The organism is Parafrankia discariae, assembly GCF_000373365.1.
Taxonomy (GTDB): domain Bacteria; phylum Actinomycetota; class Actinomycetes; order Frankiales; family Frankiaceae; genus Parafrankia; species Parafrankia discariae.
Genome location: NZ_KB891210.1, coordinates 70,078 through 87,497, shown reverse-complemented (window position 1 = coordinate 87,497; position 17,420 = coordinate 70,078). Strand labels below are relative to the sequence as shown.

The 17,420-nt window shown below is 75.9% G+C and carries 8 protein-coding genes; 4 read left to right on the top strand and 4 right to left on the bottom strand.

What is annotated here, in order from left to right; genetic code table 11:
• The first annotated feature begins 56 nt into the window (after positions 1 to 56).
• The 4 genes from B056_RS0113970 (at position 57) to B056_RS0113950 (ending at position 5,934) form a co-directional block, all read left to right on the top strand.
• A complete protein-coding gene (locus tag B056_RS0113970; protein WP_018502491.1) occupies positions 57 to 1,469 on the top strand; it encodes an NAD(P)/FAD-dependent oxidoreductase in 1,413 nt (470 codons plus the stop codon).
• A gap of 102 nt (positions 1,470 to 1,571) precedes the next feature.
• Entirely contained in the window at positions 1,572 to 2,381 is an 810-nt protein-coding gene (locus B056_RS0113960) for a phosphatase PAP2 family protein (protein WP_018502490.1), read from the top strand.
• A gap of 81 nt (positions 2,382 to 2,462) precedes the next feature.
• Entirely contained in the window at positions 2,463 to 3,215 is a 753-nt protein-coding gene (locus B056_RS36420) for an ABC transporter ATP-binding protein (protein WP_018502489.1), read from the top strand.
• 100 nt (positions 3,216 to 3,315) lie between these two features.
• The gene (locus B056_RS0113950; RefSeq protein ID WP_230202990.1) at positions 3,316 to 5,934 is read left to right on the top strand and encodes an ABC transporter permease; all 2,619 of its coding nucleotides are present in this window, start codon (positions 3,316 to 3,318) and stop codon (positions 5,932 to 5,934) included.
• 114 nt (positions 5,935 to 6,048) lie between these two features.
• Here the strand turns inward: B056_RS0113950 and B056_RS0113945 are convergent, their stop codons facing one another.
• From B056_RS0113945 to B056_RS0113930, 4 genes are all read right to left on the bottom strand, one after another.
• Positions 6,049 to 12,948 (bottom strand): type I polyketide synthase, encoded by a 6,900-nt coding sequence (locus tag B056_RS0113945; RefSeq protein ID WP_018502487.1) that lies wholly within the window; start codon positions 12,946 to 12,948, stop codon positions 6,049 to 6,051.
• Positions 12,949 to 12,982: 34 nt separating this feature from the next.
• Positions 12,983 to 14,572 (bottom strand): PfaD family polyunsaturated fatty acid/polyketide biosynthesis protein, encoded by a 1,590-nt coding sequence (locus tag B056_RS0113940; protein WP_035751472.1) that lies wholly within the window; start codon positions 14,570 to 14,572, stop codon positions 12,983 to 12,985.
• A gap of 56 nt (positions 14,573 to 14,628) precedes the next feature.
• Complete coding sequence (locus B056_RS0113935) at positions 14,629 to 15,876, bottom strand: SDR family oxidoreductase (protein ID WP_035751471.1); 1,248 nt, start codon at positions 15,874 to 15,876, stop codon at positions 14,629 to 14,631.
• A 254-nt stretch (positions 15,877 to 16,130) separates the two neighbouring features.
• The gene (locus B056_RS0113930) at positions 16,131 to 17,261 is read right to left on the bottom strand and encodes a glycerophosphodiester phosphodiesterase (protein ID WP_018502484.1); all 1,131 of its coding nucleotides are present in this window, start codon (positions 17,259 to 17,261) and stop codon (positions 16,131 to 16,133) included.
• Between the last annotated feature and the right edge of the window lie 159 nt (positions 17,262 to 17,420).

Below are 17,420 nucleotides of genomic sequence, written 5' to 3'. Positions count from 1 at the left end.
AACGCACCGCGGGAACGCGCCGATCCCCCGGACCACGCACCGCGAGGAGCACAATCATGCGGAATTCCATCACCGTCGCCCGGCTGGCCCGCCAGGTCGAGGCGCGCCGGCGAACGGACGAGGGGACAACCGGGGGGACGGACGGCGGTGGCGGGGGACCCCGGCCGCGGGTCGTCGTCGTGGGCAGCGGCTACGCCGGGCTCGGCGTGCTGCGCCACCTGGAGGCGCGGCTGCCGGCCGCCGCCGCCGAGCTCGTGCTGGTCTCCCCCACGGATCATCTCCTCTACACCTCCCTGCTGCCCCAGGTGGCGGCGGGCGACATCGAGCCGAGGCACCTGGCGGTGTCCGTCCGCGGCGCGCTGCGCCGGACCGTGCCACACCTGGGCCACGCCACCGGGGTCGATCTCGGGCGCCGCGAGATCACGGTCGTCGGCATGACCGACGTCCCGTCCACGCTGCCGTGGGACCGGCTGGTGCTGGCCCCCGGGGCGCTCACCCGCACGTTCGACATCCCGGGGCTGGCCGAGCACGGGCTCGGGATGAAGAACCTGGCCGAGGCGGTCTACCTGCGGGACCACGTCCTGCGCCAGCTCGAGTACGCCGACGCGAGTGACTCGGACGCCGAGCGCCGCGCACGGTGCACGTTCGTCGTGGTCGGTGCCGGATACACCGGGACCGAGCTCGCCGCCCAGATGCGACGGTTCACCGTCGAAGCGCTCGGGCAGTTCCCCCGGCTCGACGCCGGGCAGGTCCGGTGGCTGCTGGTCGACCTCGCGCCCCGGGTGCTGCCCGAACTGGACGAGCACCTCGGTACCGGCGCGGCGAAGGTCCTGCGCGAACGCGGGGTGGAGGTACGGCTGGAGACCTCCGTGACCGAGGTGCGCGCGGACACGGTCACGCTCACCGACGGCGACGTCATCCCGGCGCACACGCTGGTCTGGTGCGCGGGGGTGACCCCCAACCCGCTGGTGAGCCGCCTGGGGGCGGAGACCGTGCGTGGGCGGCTGGTCGTCGACGAGTGTTTCCGGGTCCCCGGGACGGACGGCCTGTTCGCTCTCGGTGACGCGGCTGCGGTACCGGACGTGACGAAGGACGGCGCCCCCGCCGGGCAGACCGCCCAGCACGCGGTCCGGCAGGGCGCGGCGGCCGGGCGGAACGTCGCGGCGTCGCTGGGCCACGGCCGGATGCGCCCGTACCGGCACCGCGATCTGGGGTTCGTCGTCGATCTGGGCGGGGCGGACGCGGTCGCCAACCCGCTGGGCCTGCCGCTGTCCGGGCTGCCGGCGGCGGTGGTGACCCGGGGATACCACCTGCTCGCGCTCGGCGCCGGCGCCAACCGGGCCTACGTGACCGCCGACTGGCTGCTCGGCGCCGTGGTACGGCCGCGGATCGTGCAGCTCGGGTTCCTCCCGCCGCCGAACGCGACGATCGCGCGGGTCGAGCAGACGGAGCTGTACGGCGCGCCCTGAGTTCCCAGCGGTTTCCGACGGTTCCCGGCGGGCGGGTGGCCCCGTGTCGGTGGGTGCTCGCCAGTTGTGGGTACTCGCCGCCTCGCGGGGAACATCGCGGCTGTGAACATCATCCGCGCGCGGACGGCCCGGCTGCCGCTGGTCGCCGTGATCCTGGTGCTGATCCTGGTCGGCACCGGCTTCCTGATCGACGATGGCCCGGCGGGGATCCGCGACGAGGACACCTCCGCGGTCCGGTGGCTGGCCGGCCACCGGACCGCGTGGCTGGTGCGCGCGACCGAGGCCGCCACCTGGCTCGCCGACACCTGGATCGTGATCGCGGCGACCGCGGTCCTGGCCGCCGTCGCCGCCTGGCGGACCAGGGCCTGGTGGCTGCCGGGCGGGATCATCCTGCTGACCGCCGGCGAGACCGCCATCTACGAGATCTCCAACGCCCTGGTGGCGCGCCCGCGGCCCGCCGTGGAGCGGCTCGACCCCGGTGACCCGATGGCCAGCTACCCCTCCGGCCACGTCGCCGCCTCGGTCTGCCTCTACGGCGGCCTCGCCCTCATCCTGCTGCACGTCGCCCGCCGCCACCCCCGGCCCGGCCGGGGCCCCGGCGCGGCGCGGGTCGGGGCGGGACGGGTCGGGGCGGCACGGACCGGCGCGGCTCAGGCCCGGGTGGCGCGGGCCGGGGCGGCGGTGGCGGTCGCCGCCGCCGTCGCGGTGCCGCTGATCGTGGCCTTCTGCCGGACGTACCGGGGCATGCACCATCCCAGCGACGTCCTGGCCGGCGCGTTCCTCGGTGCCTGCTGGCTGGCCGCCGTACATCGCGGCGTCCTGGCCCGCGCGTTCGCGCCGGATGGCCGGGAAGGGCGGTCCGCCGGCCTGCGCCCGATCGGCGGCGCGGCGCGCCCGGCACACCCAATGTGAGCGCGCCCGGGTGCCGGGGCGGCGACCCGGCGGGGCCGACACTGTTCCGGGCCCCGCCGGGCCGCGGACGGAGGGGGACAGGTGGGGGACGCCGACGCCCACGGGACGGCCGCCGGGGCGGCGGCGCCCCGCATAGACCTGCGCGGTGTCGGCCGGCACTACGCCGGCGGCGAAGCCGGGGTGACCGCGCTCGAGGACGTGGACCTGCGGGTCGAGGGCAGCGCGTTCGTGGTCGTCCTCGGGCCGTCCGGCTGCGGGAAGACGACGCTGCTGAACCTGGTGGGCGCGCTCGACATCCCGACCACGGGCACCGTCCGCCTCGGCGGGGCGGACCTGACCCGGTCCTCGCGCCGGGAGCGCCGTGAGATCAGGCGGCACACGGTGAGCTTCGTGTTCCAGTCGTTCAACCTCTTCCCCGCGCTCACCGCGCGGGAGAACGTCCGGTTCGGGGCCGACGTCGCGGGTCGGCCGCGGGCCCGCGAGGTCACCGAGGAGGTCCTCGCCGATGTCGGGCTGACGCCCCGCGGCGGTCACTTCCCCCACCAGCTCTCCGGCGGGGAGCAGCAACGGGTGGCGATCGCCCGCGCGCTGGCCACCGGCAACCCGATCCTGCTCGCGGACGAGCCGACCGGCGAACTCGACTTCCACACCGGGGTCCAGATCCTCGTCCTGCTGGAGGCTCAGACGGCCGCCGGGCGCACCGTCGTGGTAGTGACCCACAACCGGGAGATAGCCCGCATCGCGGACCGGGTGGTCGAGCTGTCCAGCGGGCGGATCGTCGCGGACGGGCCGCCGCCGGGCGGGCGCGTGCCGGTCGGCGACCTGCGGTGGTGAGCGGCGGCGGCACGCGCCCGGTGGTGAGCGCCCGGTGGTGAGCGGCGGCGGTCGGCGTGGGGCGGTGCTCGGGGAGACACCCGGCGGTGAGGGCCACCGCGTGACACCCGGCAACGGGAACGGCGGCCGGGGCGCGGCGCCCGGTGGCGGCCGGCGCGGCGCGGCCGCCGGGGATGACGGCGGGCCGGGCCGGGGCGGCGCGGGCTCGGCCCGGCTGTGGCTGCGGTGGTCGTGGCGTGACCTGCGGGCGCGGCTGCTGCTGGTGGTGGCGCTCGCCGCCGTCATCGGCGAGGGGACCGGCCTCTACGCCGGCCTGACCAGCACGTCACGCTGGCGCCACGAGTCCTACGACGCCAGCTTCGCCGGCCTGCACGTGCACGACCTGCGGATCAGCGTGGACGCGGGCGCCACGGTGCCGCGGGGGCGGCTGCGCGACGTCGTCGCGGCCCTGCCCGACCCGGCCGCCGTGGCGGCGAGCGCGGAGCGCCTGCTGTTCCCCACCGAGATCGAGACGGGCCGGCCGGGGCACCCGGACGTGCTCGTCCGCGGCGAGGTCGTCGGCGTCGACCTGACCGCGCGCCCGCTCGTGGACGGGGTCGCGGTGGACGGGATCTCAAACGCCGCCGGCCGGGCGCTCACCCCGGCCGACCGCGGGCGGCCCGTCGGCGTGCTGGATCACGGCTTCGCCCGGGCCAACCACCTGCCCTCGACCGGCACGGTCCGGATCAGCGGGGACCGCGCGATCGACTACGTCGGCGAGGGACAGTCACCGGAGTACTTCGTGCTGCCCGGCGAGCAACCCGGGCTGATCACCCAGGCGGGCTTCGGCGTGCTCTACACCTCACTGGAGACCGCGCAGAACCTCGCCGGCGAACCGGGGGCGGTCAACGACCTCGTCCTCACCGCGCGGCCCGGGACCGACGTCGCGACCCTCCAGCGCCAGCTCACCGCGGCCGTCGCCGAACGGCTCCCCGGGGTGAGCACCACGATCACCAACCGCGACGACATCGCGTCCCGGCAGATCATGTACGACTCGATCGAGAGCAACCAGGCGCTGTGGAACGCGCTGGCGCTACTCGTCCTGGTCGGCGCCATGTTCGCCGCGTTCAACCTGGTGGGACGGGTGGTGGACACGCAGCGCCGGGAGATCGGCATCGGCATGGCGCTCGGGGTGCCGTCCCGGCTGCTGGCGTTGCGGCCGTTGCTGCTGGGGCTGCAGATCGGGATCCTCGGGGTCCTCGCCGGACTGGTCACGGGAATGATCATCACCGCCGCGATGGGCGCGATGCTGCGCGACGTGTGGCCGCTGCCGGACTGGCGCACCGGCTTCCAGGCCGGGGTGTTCGCCCGCGCCGCGGTCGTCGGGCTGCTGCTGCCGCTGGTCGCGGCGGTCCACCCGGTGTGGCGGGCGGTGCGGGTCGAGCCGGTGCGGGCGATCCACGCGTCGGCCATCTCCGGTTCCAGCCGGCCCCGCGGCGGCCCGCGGCGGCTCCGGGGCCACAGCCACGGCGACGGCCGCGGGGGCGGCCGGGACCGGAGACGCGGGTTCCCGTTGCCCGGGGGGAGCCTGACCCGGATGCCGGCGCGCAACCTGGCGCGCGCGCCGCGGCGGATGCTGCTCACCGCCCTGGGGATCGCCGCGGCGATCACGGCGCAGGTGGTGTTCACCGGCCAGCTCGACACCTTCACCCGGACGACCAACGCCGCCGAGGCGGAACTGACATCCACCAGCCCCGACCGGCTGCGGGTGACGCTGCCGTCGGTGCAGCCCGTCACCTCACCCACCGTCACCGCCGTCACCGGCTCACCGGCGGTCCGCGGCTCCGACGCCACGCTCGCCCTGCCCACCAGGCTGCTCGGCCCGCCCGGGTCGACACCACGCCAGCCGATCGACACCCTGACCTACATCCTGGACGTCGACAACCGCGTCTGGTCGCCCTCCGTCACCGAGGGCAGCACGACGGGCGGCCTGCTGCTCGCCGCCAAGGCCGCCCACGACCTGGGCGTGGGCGTCGGCGGGACGGTCGTGCTGCGCCATCCACGCCGGGCCGGGGACGGCTACCGGACGGTCGACACCCCGCTGCGCGTCGCCGGCATCCACAGCTTCCCGGTCCGCTCGGTGGCCTTCCTCGACGCCGCCGACGCCGGCTCCTTCGGCCTCACCGGCCTGACGAACGTGCTGACCGTCCTGCCCGCGCCCGGTTACAACCAGGTCGAGGCGATGCGCGCGCTCGCGGCCGTCCCCGGGGTCGGCTCCGTCGTCCCCGCGACGGGGAGCATCGAGGAGATCCGGGCGCTGTTGCGCACGTTCGTCGGCATCCTGCGGATCGCCGAGATCGCGGTGCTCCTGCTCGCCCTGCTGATCGCCTACAACGCGATGAGCATCTCGATGGACGAGCGCCGCCGGGAACAGGCGACGATGCTCGCCTTCGGGCTGGCACCGGGCCGGGTGCTGGCGCTCGCCGTCGCCGAGAGCGCGCTGATCGGCCTGCTCGGGACCCTGATCGGCCTGGTGGCCGGCTACTGGACGCTGCGCTGGAGCGTCGAGGTCCTGCTCGCCGACACCCTGCCCGACCTGGGAATCCGGGCCGTGCTGTCGGTTCCCACCCTGCTGACCACCCTGCTGCTGGGAGTCGTCGCGGTCGCCGTCGCCCCTCTGCTGTCCGCCCGCCGGGTGCGCAGGATGGACGTCCCGTCCACCCTGCGGGTGATCGAGTAGGGGACGTTCGGGCCACGCCGAAGCGAGTTGCCAAGCCGGCCGAATGGAGCGGCTGCGACAACTCGCATCGGCTCGGTGGGCCAGCTGACCCCGGGTCCGATCCCCATCCCGGGGTCAGCGGGCGCGGGACATGCGGTCGGGGCGCAGGACCAGTTCGACGCCGAGCAGCTCGATGCGCGGGGCGCCGTCGCCGTCGAGCACCGCGACGTCGCAGTGGGCGTGGACGCCGTCGATCCCGCGGGCGTGCACCACCCCGCGCGCCGGCTCGCGCAGCAGGCCGGGCCGGTGGATCCGGCACTCGCGGACGGCGATGGGAATGGCGCCGCCGAGCGCCCGCCACGCCCAGAGGCCGGCGAGCTGCATCCCGCCGTCGAGCGCGGCGACGTCGAAGTACCAGTCGGCGCCGCCCCAGGCCAGCTCGTCGACGCCGACCACGGTCCCCTCGGCACCGTCGGGTGACATGCCCATCAGCCAGGTGATCGCGTGGAAGCGCGGGCCGTGGAAGAGGGCGTCCTGGCCGTAGATGCGGTCGCGGTGGCGGGCCGACTCCTCGGGATGGTCCACCAGGCCGGCGGGCGTCGGCCACCGCTCACCGGACGCCGGCGGCGACTGTTCGGGCCCGGACCCGGCGGGCCCGAACCTGGCGGAGTAGTGCGGCACGCCGCCCTCGCCGTCCACCCGGAGCAGGGTCTCCCCCGGCTGGCGGCCCGGCGCCGCGACGACGGCGAACCGGTGGCCGCCGCGGGCCAGCTCGGGCAGCGCGATCTTGCGCAGGACCCGCAGGTCCCTCAGCGTCACGCCGGCGGCGACGGCGGGGCTCAGCACGAGCGCGCCGCGGGCCAGCCAGTCGAGCGCCATCGCCAGCGGGAGGACGGCCGTCCCGGCCGGGCTGTGGTCGACGAGCCAGGGCTGCGCGCCCGCGCGCACCGCGAGCTCACCGAGGACGCCCGCGGTCCGGCCCCGGCCGGCCCCGCCGATCACGCTCGCGTCACAGCTGGCGATCATGACGCGGGTGGCCCCGGCGTTCGTGGCGGGGGCGCCGTCCGGTGCGCCCGTCAGCTCGTCGGCGAACGCCTGCGCCCCGCGGGGCAGCGGGATCGGTGGGATGCCGCGCCGGGTGAACGCCTCGGCGAGCAGTGAGCCGACCATGCCGCCGGCCCACGGTCCCCAGGCGATCGACCGGACCAGGCAGTCGGGATGAGCGGCCTGGTAGGCCGAGCCCACGTGGTCGAGGGTGGCGTTGGCCATCGCGTAGTCGCTCTGGCCCGGGTTGCCGAACCACCCGGCGACCGAGGTGAACAGGCAGAGCAGCCGCAGCGGGTCGCCGGCGAGCTCCTCGAGCAGGACGCGCAGCCCACCGACCTTGGTGTCGAAGACCCGGGCGAAGTCGTCGTCGGTCTTGTCGACGATCAGCCGGTCCGCGAGGGCCCCGGCGCCGTGGACGAGCCCGTGCACGGGCCCCCACTCGCGCCGCGCCTCGTCGAACGCGGCCGCGACGGCGCCGGAGTCGCGGACGTCCAGGCAGTGGTAGCGGACGGGCGCGCCGATCTCGGCCAGGGTGGCGAGCGTGGCTCGGACCTCCCGGACCGCGAGGATCTCCCGGGCCCGCGCCCGCAGCCGCGCCGGCCCGCCCGCGGTGCCCGACGCCCGGGCCAGCGCACGGACGAGCGCCGGCTCGTCGCCCGCCTCCGCCAGCCCCGGCGGCTCGTCGGTCAGCTCCGTCCGGCCCAGCAGGACGAGCCGGGGCCGGTGCCGGCGCGCCAGCTCGACGACGCCGGCGGCCGTCACCCCGCGGGCCCCGCCGGTCACGGCGATCACCGTCTCCGAGCCGATCTCCAGCGTGGCGCGAGTGCCACCCGCTGACTCGTCCGCGGCCGCGGCTCCGACCGCGCCGGTGGCTGCGGCCGCGTCCCCGGCCGGCTCTTCGTCCGCGGGGAGCACGACCGGGACCAGCCTCGTCCCGTCGGCGCGCAGTGCCACGACGGGCGAGTCGCCCCCGCGCAGCAGTTCGGCGGCGACGGCGGCGGCGAGCGCGGTCGGCGACCGACCGGCGCGCTCGCAGTCGAGGGCCTTCACCGCGACCGACGGCCACTCGGCGGCCGCGGTGCTGGCGAGCGCGGCCAGACCGCCCAGCCACGCCCGGTCGCCTGACGCCCCACGGAGCCCGAGATCACCACCGGTGTCCTGCACCGTGACGAACACGGCCGCGCCCCGGCCGCCCGGGTCGGCGTCCTCGGTGAGGCCGGAACCCGCGACAGCACGGGCCCAGTCGAAGGCGTCCCGCTGGACCGCGAGCATCGCGCGGGCGTCGGCGTCCGGGCCGGTAAGGCCGCCGAGCAGGACCACACCGCCGCGGTCGCGGGTGAGACCGGCCGCGGGCCGCCCGCCCACCGCGAGCTCGGCGGCGACGCCCGCGTGGGTGAGCTCGTCCACCAGGGCCGTGCCGACGCCACTGCCGCCGTCGACGACAGCCAGCGGACGCCCGCGCAGGCCACGCATGGCCAGGCCGGGTGCCGGCGCCTTCTCGAGGCCGGCGACGAACCTGCTCAGGCGAAAGGGGGCACCACCGGCCGTCCCGGGGACGGTGGAGGCCAGCCCGGGGCCGGCACCAGGTGAGTCCGGGCCGGCACCCGGCGCGGCGGTGCCGCCGGTGCCGGGTGGCTCCGGGTCGGCGTCGGGGGCGGTATCGCCGCCCGGTGCGCCCAGGCGCTGCCGGATCAGTTCCACGACCTCGCCGAGGGTGCGCAGCGAGGCGAGCTCGGCGATCGCGTCAGTCTCGCTGACGTCGACCACGACGTCGCCGACCTGCTGCCGCAGCGCGGAGAGGATCTCGACCTTCTTGAGCGAGTCGATGCCGAGATCGCCCTCGAGCTCCATGTCGGTGTTGAGAACCTCCTTCGGGTATCCCGTGCGCTCCGAGACCACGTCGAACAGGAGGTCTGTCACCTCTTCCGGGGTCATCCCGGCCGGCGCCGGCCCGTTCGTGGATCCGTCACCTGGCGTGGATCCGCCGCCTGGCACAGCCCCGCCACCTGGCACAGCCCCGTCGGCAGGCGCGGGCCCACCGGCAGCCGCGGATCCGACGACCGGCTCAGGCGCGACGACCGGCGCGGATCCACCGGTCGGCGCGGCCCCGGCCGCCGGCGCGGGCGGCATCGCCGGTGCCGGTGCCGGTGCCGGAGGAGGCGGCTCAGCCGGTGACGACGTCGGAGGCGCTGCCGGGCCGGCGAAGGCGGTGGCCGCGGCCGGGCCGCGCGGTTCAGCCGGTGGTGGCGCGACCGCGGGCGGCGTGGGCGCGCCGGCCGGTCCGAAGCTCACGGCGTCCACGACCCGCGGGTTGCTGGCGGGGCCGTCGTCGGCCGGTGCGCCGGCCAGCCAGGAGCACACCGCGCCGGTCATGCGCAGGAACTCCAGGTGCGTCTCGGTCATGAGCCGCTGGTAGGTGGTGTGGGCCGCGGCGGTCTGCCGGTGGGTCCGCTCGACCGCTCCCGCCCACCCGGCCGCCAGCCGGAGCGGCTCGTCCGGGCCGGCGGCCAGCGCCGGCGGAGCCACCGACTCCGGCGCCACGGCGGGCTCCGGCGGGGCGGCCGTCGGCCCCACGGCGGGATCCGGGGCAGGGTCCGAGGCGGGTCCCGCCGCGGGGCCCGGTGTCGGTGCCGACTCGAAAGCCGGCGTCGGGCCGGCGAAGGGGGCCGCGGTCATCACCTCGGGAGTGTCACCGTCGGGTGGCGCCATGGCTTCGACGGCTTCGGGACCAGCCCCGGAGGCGGCGGAGGGCGCGTGCCCGTTGGAGGCGGAAGGCACCTGTCCGTTCGGCGCGGAGGTCACCTGCCCGTTCGACCGGGCCTGCGGACGTCCGCTGTCGGGCTCGTTCCAGACGAAGCCGTTGGACGAGTGGGCGTTCCCGGACGTGTCCGGGGCGGCCGGGGCGGCCAGCAGCTCGGGCGACGGGTAGTAGCGCCCGTAGTTCGACCCGTCGATCTTCACGGTCATCACCGGCTCCCGTCGCTCGGGTGCGCCCCGGGCCGCCCACAGGCGGTCGAGGTCGAGATCCAGGCCCAGGACGGCCAGCCGTCCCAGTGCCGACATCAGCGTCGCGTCGCCGTCCTGGCCGCGGCGTTCCAGGCTGATCGCCGCGTGCTCCCGCCCGTCGAGAATCTGGTCGACCAGGCCGGTGAGCGTGCCCCCGGGGCCGACCTCGACGAAGGTCCGCAGGCCGTCGGCGTACAGGGCCTCGATCTGGTCGACGAAGCGGACCGGGGTGGTGAGCTGGTCGACGACGCGCTCCCGGACGGCCCTCGGGTCGTCCGGGTAGGGACGTCCGTCCTCTCCCGCGTAGACCGCGAACCGCGGGGCCCGGATCTCGAGCTCGTCGACGAAGCGGCGCAGTGGGTCTCGCGCGCCGTCGAGCAGGGGGCTGTGGAACCCGGCGGCCGTGTCGAGCCGGCGGGTGGTGATCCCCGCGGCGGCGAGCCGTCGGGCGGCGGCGACCACGCCGTCCGGCGTCCCGGAGAGGACGACCTGCCGCGGCGCGTTCAGATTGGTCATCCAGACGTCCTGGCCCAGCTCGCCCTGGGTGGCCCCGCCGGCGCCGGGCTCGGGGGCGCCGAGGGCGGCGGTGACCTCGGCGGGCGTCGCCCCGGCGGCGAGCATCCCGCCGGGTGCCGCCGCGGCGGCGTCGCGGACGAGCTCCCCCCGGCGGCGCGCGAGCGCGACCAGGGACGCGGCGTCCAGAACGCCCGCGGCGCACAGCGCGGCCAGTTCCCCGAAGCTGTGCCCGGCGGCGGCGCGGGGCCGCACGCCGACGTCGGTGAGGATCTCGAGCAGGGCGAGCTCGTGCACCGCGAGTGCCGGCTGCGCCCATTCGGACGCGGTGAGCGCGTCCCGCTGGGCGGCGAGCTCTGATTCGTCGAACACCGGCGGCGGGAACACCGTGTCGGCGACGGTGCCCGCGCGGGCAGCGGCCCCGGCGGCAGCCCCGGTGCCGGTGCCGGTGTCCGTGTCGGCGCCGAACCGCAGGGCACCGAACCGGTCCCACACCCGGCGCGCGGCGGGATGGCGCAGCGCCAGGTCCCGGCCCATCCCGAGGTACTGGCTGCCCTGCCCGGGAAAGAGGAACGCCAGCCGGTCGCCGGCGTCGCCGGCGGGCCGGCCCGCGTCGACCTGGTAGTGGACGCCGAGCGGGTTCGTGAACGACTCGTCGGGGCGGCGCGCCACCAGCGCGGCCGCCTGGTCGAGCCGGGCCGCGAGCTGCCGGGTGCCGGCGGCGGCGACGGCGAGCCGGACCGGCTGGCCGGGGTCGAAGGAACGCTGGCTGGCCCAGGCGAGCGCCGCCGTGCGACCGGAGTCGAGGGACCGGTCGTCCTCGTCCGGCAGGTCGATCGCGCGCAGCGCGGCGAGGATCTCCGGCCCGTCCGCGCCGCTGAACAGCACGAGCTCACTGCCCGCCGCCGCCGGCCCGGCCGCTTCGACGCGCCCGGCCCCACCCGGCGCCGCGTCGTTCGCGACGGACCCGTCGTCGTTCGCGACGGACCCGTCCACGACGGAGCGCGACAGTGTCCCGGCGGCCAGTGGCGCGCCGGCCGTCGTCGGGGCCGGCGACCGCGGTGCCTCCTCCAGCGCGATGTGGAAGTTGATCCCGCCGAACCCGAAGCTGGAGACCGAGGCCCGGCGTGGGTGGTCCGCGGGCTCGGCCCACGGGCGTCCCGCCGTGTTCAGGTAGAAGGGGCTGGTCTCCAGGCCGAGGTCGGGGTTCGGCTCGGTCACCTTGATCGTCGGGGGCAGCGCCCGGTGGTGCAGCGCGAGGACCGTCTTGATCAGGCCGGCCGCGCCGGCCGCCGACTTGGTGTGCCCGACCTGCGATTTCACCGACCCGAGCGCGCACCAGCGGTGGTCGCCGGCCCGGGCGTCCCCGAAGACCTCGGTCAGCGCGGTGACCTCCGTGCGGTCGCCGACCACGGTGCCGGTGCCGTGCGCCTCGATGAGCTCGACGGTCGCGGGGCTGTAGCCGGCGTCGAGGTAGGCGGCGTGCAGCGCCCGGATCTGGCCGCCCGGGGTCGGGGCGTAGATCGCGGAGCCGTGGCCGTCCGAGGACGCGCCGATGCCCCTGATCACCGCGTAGATCCGGTCGCCGTCGCGTTCGGCGTCGGCGAGCCGTTTGAGGGCGACCATCGCCACGCCCTCGCCGAGCAGCGTGCCGTCGGCGTCGGCGGCGAAGGGACGGCAGTCCTGGGTGGGCGAGAGGGCGGGCGTCCGACAGAAGCTGACGAAGGTGCACGGGTTGTTCAGGGCGTCGACGCCACCCGAGATGATCATGTCGGCGCGGCCGAGGGCGAGCTCGTTGACGGCTGCGGAGACGGCCGCGAGCGAGCTGGCACAGGCGGCGTCCACCGTGTAGTTCACACCGTGCAGGTCGAGCCGGTTGGCGACCCGCCCGGCGACGATGTTGCCGAGGCCGCCGGGCAGCGTCGCCTCCTGCCAGCGCGGATAGTCCTTCATCATGTAGTCGCAGATGTGGTCCGCGTCCGGGTGGGAGAACCCGAGGTCGCGCAGCGAGCGGTACCACATCGGCCGGCCGAGCCGGATGTAGATCTCGCTGAGGAGCTCCAGGTTGCCGCTGCCGAGGATGATCCCGAACCGGCCGCGGTCCGCCTGCTCGTAGCGGTCGCCGAGGGCGTCGCGCAGCGTCTGGTCGGCCACCTTGAGCGCGAACAGCTGGGCGGTGTCGGTGGCGGGGATGATGCTCGGCGGGATGCCGAACTCGGTCGGGTCGAAGTCGACGAGCGGCAGGAACGACCCGCGGCGCACGTAGGTCTTGTCGAGCAAGGACGGATCGGGGTCGTAGTAGTCCTCAGGAAGCCAGTGGGAGCGCGGGACGTCGGTGATCAGGTCCTCGCCACGCAGGATCGAGTCCCAGAACCCGGGCGCGTCGGTCGAGCCCGGCATGATCGCGCCGACGCCGACGACGGCCACAGGCACCTGCGGCGACGTCCGCGCCGCGGTGGTGGTTGTCATGTCTGGTGTGCTCCTCTCGTCGCGGGCGCGAGGCTCAGCTGGGTTCGGGCGCGAGGCGCCGTGGCGGGAACACCGGCTCGCCCACCGGAAGCCCGCAGGTGCGGAACTGGTGGGCCCGGGTCACCACGGCGGCGCCCTCCAGCAGGTTCAGCGCGATCTGCACGACCGTGCGGTTGGCGGGCTCGGCGAGGAAGCTGCCGGCGACCCAGCGGTTGAACGCCCCCATCGCCGGGCCGCACCAGATCTGGTAGTCGGTGCGCCGGCTGCCGTCGCCGGCCAGCGCCCACCGGCCCGAGTTGCCCAGGTACCAGCGGAACACCAGCGCCATCCGGTGCTTGGGGTCGTTCTGCGCGCGGGTGAGCTGGCCGGGGTCGCGGGTCTGCCAGTACTCGGCCGTGGACCGCCAGACGTCGTCCAGGGCCAGGCCGAAGACGTCCCGTTCGAGCTTCGCCCGCTCGGCGCCGACGATGTCGTCGAGGCCCCCGTGCCGGCGGTACGCCTCGTAGAGCAGTCCCGCCCGGTTCGCGAACATGGTGCCCCGGTGCAGGACCTGCACCTTCGCCCCGAGCTCGAACATGTCGGCCGCGGGCGCCATCGCCACGTCGGCGATGTCCGCGCCGGCGAGCATCGCCTTGGCGTCGTCGGACTGGCCCGACTCGACGCTGAGCTGGTTCACCGACCCGGTCAGCACGTAGGCGGCGCCGAGCGCGAACGCCGCCGCGACGCCCCGCGGCGTGCCCAGGCCACCGGCCGCGCCGATCCGGGGGATGGTGCGCAGCCCGAACCGCTCGACCACCCTGTCCCGCACGGCCTGCACCGCCGGCAGCAGCACGGCCAGCGGACGTCGGTCGGTGTGCCCGGCGCTGTCCGCCTCGACGGTGATGTCCTCGGCGACGGGCAGCCCGGCCGCGAGCTCGGCCTCCTCGGCGCTGAGCTGGCCGGCGTCCACCAGCGCGTGCAGCAGCGGCGCGGGTGGCGGCGACATGAACAGCTCGGCGACCTCCGGGCGGGAGATCTTCGCGAAGACCCTGGTCCGGCGCACGACGCTGCCGTCGGGCGCGCGCCGCAGCCCGGCGGCCGCGCACCGCACCACCGCCGGGGTGAGGGTCATGAACGCCGAGGCCGACACGCACGGGACGCCGTGACGCAGCAGCATCTCGGCGGCGCCGTTCTCCAGGCGTGCGTCGCCCGGGGAGTGCAGCAGGTTGACTCCCCAGTTGGGACGGCCGCCGAGCGCGCGGGCCAGGGTGGTCACCGCCTGCTCGACCCGCTCGAGGGGCAGGCCGCCGGACCCGAAGAAGCCGAGCATGTCCGCCCGCGCCATGGCGATCACCAGGTCGGTGGTGGCGATGCCGGTCGCCATCTCGCCGGCGATGTAGGGGAAGCGGACCTGGTGCGCCCGGGTGAACGTCCGGTCGCCGAGCCACTCCGGGTACACCGGCGGCAGCATCCCGACGACCGTGGCCGTGGCCGGCCCCCGACCGGCTACCTGCCCGCCCAGCCCGGCGCCCAGCCCGCGGCCCGGGGCCGACAGCACGTGTACGGGCTGCCTGATCCGGCGGGCGCAGTCGAGCAGTCCCGGCCGGTCGAACACGGCCGGGTACGGGCCGGGGATCCAGACCAGCCCGGCCTCGGCGGGCGCGCCCGCGGTCGTCGGGACGGCGGCCACCGGGACGGTGGTCACCGGGACGGCCCCGGGACCGGCTCGCGGGCGGTCCGCCGCTCACGTTCCGCCCGGGCCCGGGCCAGCGCCTCCAGCCCGTCGCCGGTCGCGGTGGACGGCCGGGCGTCGGCCAGTCCGGGCTCGACGAGGTCGCCGACGCCGAGCGCGGCGAGCAGGTAGTCGCGGTCGATCCGCCGGCCGCCCGGCCGCTCCCCGAGGACGGTCCGGGCCCGGGTGTCGTCGAAGGTGTGCCGGTGGCGCAGATAGGAGGAGAAGCCCGGCAGCAGGTCGACCATCCGCTCGACGCGCGTCTGGTCCGCGGGCGGCTCCGGGACGGCGACCAGGTGCGCGGGGAAGAAGCCCTCGAACAGGTCGATGATCTCCGGCAGCGTGACCTCGGTGTCGCCGACGATCTGGTAGGTCGCGACGCCGGCGGGCTGCGGGTGGTCGGCTATCCGCGCCATGTCGCGGGCCGCGTCCTCCACCGCCATCACGTTGAGTCGCGCCAGCGGGTCGGCGACCATCCGCACCGTCGGGCGCGTGGCGCCGTCCAGCTCGGCGGGGGTGAGCGTGACCTCGGCGGCCATCGAGACGATCATCATGACGGACCGCGCGACCACGTCCAGGGTGTGCGGTGGGAGATCGGGGCCCGGCGGGAGGTCGGTGAGCAGCAGGCTCGGGCGGAACACCACCGCCGACCGGCCGTGCCGGGCCGCCCACTCCCGCACGAGGACCTCGGCGTCGTGCTTCGACCGCTCGTAGGCGTTCTCGAAGCCCTCCGACGCGTCCAGGTCGTCCTCGTAGACGACCCGGGCGGAACGCGCGCCGGCCACGAAGGCGGTGCTGACGTGGAACAGCGCCGGGCGGTGCGGCCCGGCGGTGACCAGGTCGAGCACGTGCCTGGTGCCGTCGACATTGGCGCGGTGCAGCTGACCGGGATCGCCGGCGAGCGCGGTGTCCGCCGCGCTGTGCCACACCGCGTGGACGTCCTCGGCCAGCTCGCGGAACGCCCGGGCGTCGAGGCCGAGCGCGGGCTGCGCGACGTCCACCTCGACGACCCGGAGCCGACGCGGGAGGTCCGCGATCAGCGCCGGGCCGGCGCCGGTCACGGTGAGGAAGCGCCGGACCCGGTCGAGCGCGTCGGGCGAGCCGGCGTGCGCGAGCAGCACCAGCCGGCGCCCCCGGTCGAGCAGCTCGCGGACGAGCCGCACCCCGAGAAAGCCGGTGCCGCCCGTGATCGCCACCTCGCCGCCGGTCGCATCCATACCGGTCACCCCCTGCCGGTCGGCCACCCGGCGGGCACCGGGTCGTCGACCGACCCCGCCCCGCCGCCCAAGGCACCGTCACGCACCGCTGCGCGTTCTTTACCAGCGGTACCCACTCCGACCTCGTGCGTACCCGCGCGGGCGGATGGGGCGGTTCGCCCGCGCGGGTCGCGGAGAAGCGGGTCGGCGGGAGGCGGGTCGTCAGAGAGCGGGCCGGTGGGGAGCGGGCCGGTGGGGAGCGGATCGCCGGAGGATCAGCGGCGCGCCGCCTCGGCGCGGGCGACGACGCCGATGTCCGCCTGGTCGGTGAACAGCCCGTCGATGCCCGCCCGCAGGTAGGTCACCTGCTCGTCGATGCCCCGGCCGAAGTCGCTCGGGCTGGTGCCCCGCCGCAGCTCGCCGGGCAGGAAGGAGTTCTCCGCCCGGAACGTGTACGGGTGCACCAGCAGGCCGGCGGCGTGCGCGTTCGCGACGAGCGGGGTCGGCGCGCCGAGCTTCCCGTCGGTGCCGACCGGGATGACCTGGGCCTTCTCCGGCCCGATGCCGTTGGCGTAGGCCGCGATCGCCTTCAGGCCGGCGGGGGTGACCAGATCGGCGTAGGTCCGCGGGTCACCGGCGGCGACGAGGTCGTAGGGCGCCCCGCTCGCGCTCAGCAGTTGGACGGCGGACGTCCGCAGCCCGAGGCGGCGCAGCTCCGCCAGGTTCGTCGTCTCGAAGGACTGGACGAACACCGGCGCGGTGCGGGTGTTCAGGCCGTAGCGGTTCAGCAGGTCCAGCAGCCGCTTCTCCAGCGGGAGACCGGCCTTCTGGAAGTAGGTGGGGTGCTTGGTCTCCGGGTAGACGCCGATCTCGCGGCCGAGCTCCGCCGAGAGCCGCTTACGCAGGTCGAGAACCTCGATGAGGGTCGGGATCTCGAACCGCCCGTCGTACATCGTGTTCTCCTGCCGGATCTCCGGCAGCCGCTCCTTGGCCCGCAGCGTCTTGAGCTCGGCGAGGGTGAAGTCCTCGGTGAACCAGCCGGTGACCGGGACGCCGTCGAGCGTCTTCGTGGCCTTGCGAGCGGCGAACTCGGGCCGGTCGGCGACGTTCGTCGTGCCGCCGATCTCCGGCTCGTGCCGGCAGACGAGCTGGCCGTCCTTCGTCGCCACCAGGTCCGGCTCGACGAAGTCGGCGCCCAGGCGGGCGGCGAGCTCGTAGGAGGCCAGGGTGTGCTCGGGCCGGTAGCCCGAGGCACCGCGGTGCCCGATCACCAGGATCCGGTTCCCCCGGCCCTGGGCCGCCGCGGACGGCGCCGCCGGCGCCGTCACCGCCGCTGACGCGGCCGTCGCCGTGGCCGCGACCAGCGGCGCGGCGGCGAGCCCGGCGATCAGACCACGCCGGCCCACGCCACGCCGGCCCACGTCATGCCGGCCGTCACTCGCGCTTGTGCCCGTCTCAGACGCCACAGATTCTCCAACGCGGCGGCGGCGGCCCTCGCCGACGGCGCGCGCACTCAGCGAAGCAATCACCGCGAACGGTGGCATAGATCGAACATTGCCCCGCGC

Excerpts from the sequence above, each read along its gene's own strand:
- B056_RS0113945 (WP_018502487.1), bottom strand. The coding sequence starts at position 12,948 with ATGACAACCACCACCGCGGCGCGGACGTCGCCGCAGGTGCCTGTGGCC.
- B056_RS0113970 (WP_018502491.1), top strand. The coding sequence starts at position 57 with ATGCGGAATTCCATCACCGTCGCCCGGCTGGCCCGCCAGGTCGAGGCG.
- B056_RS0113935 (WP_035751471.1), bottom strand. The coding sequence starts at position 15,876 with ATGGATGCGACCGGCGGCGAGGTGGCGATCACGGGCGGCACCGGCTTT.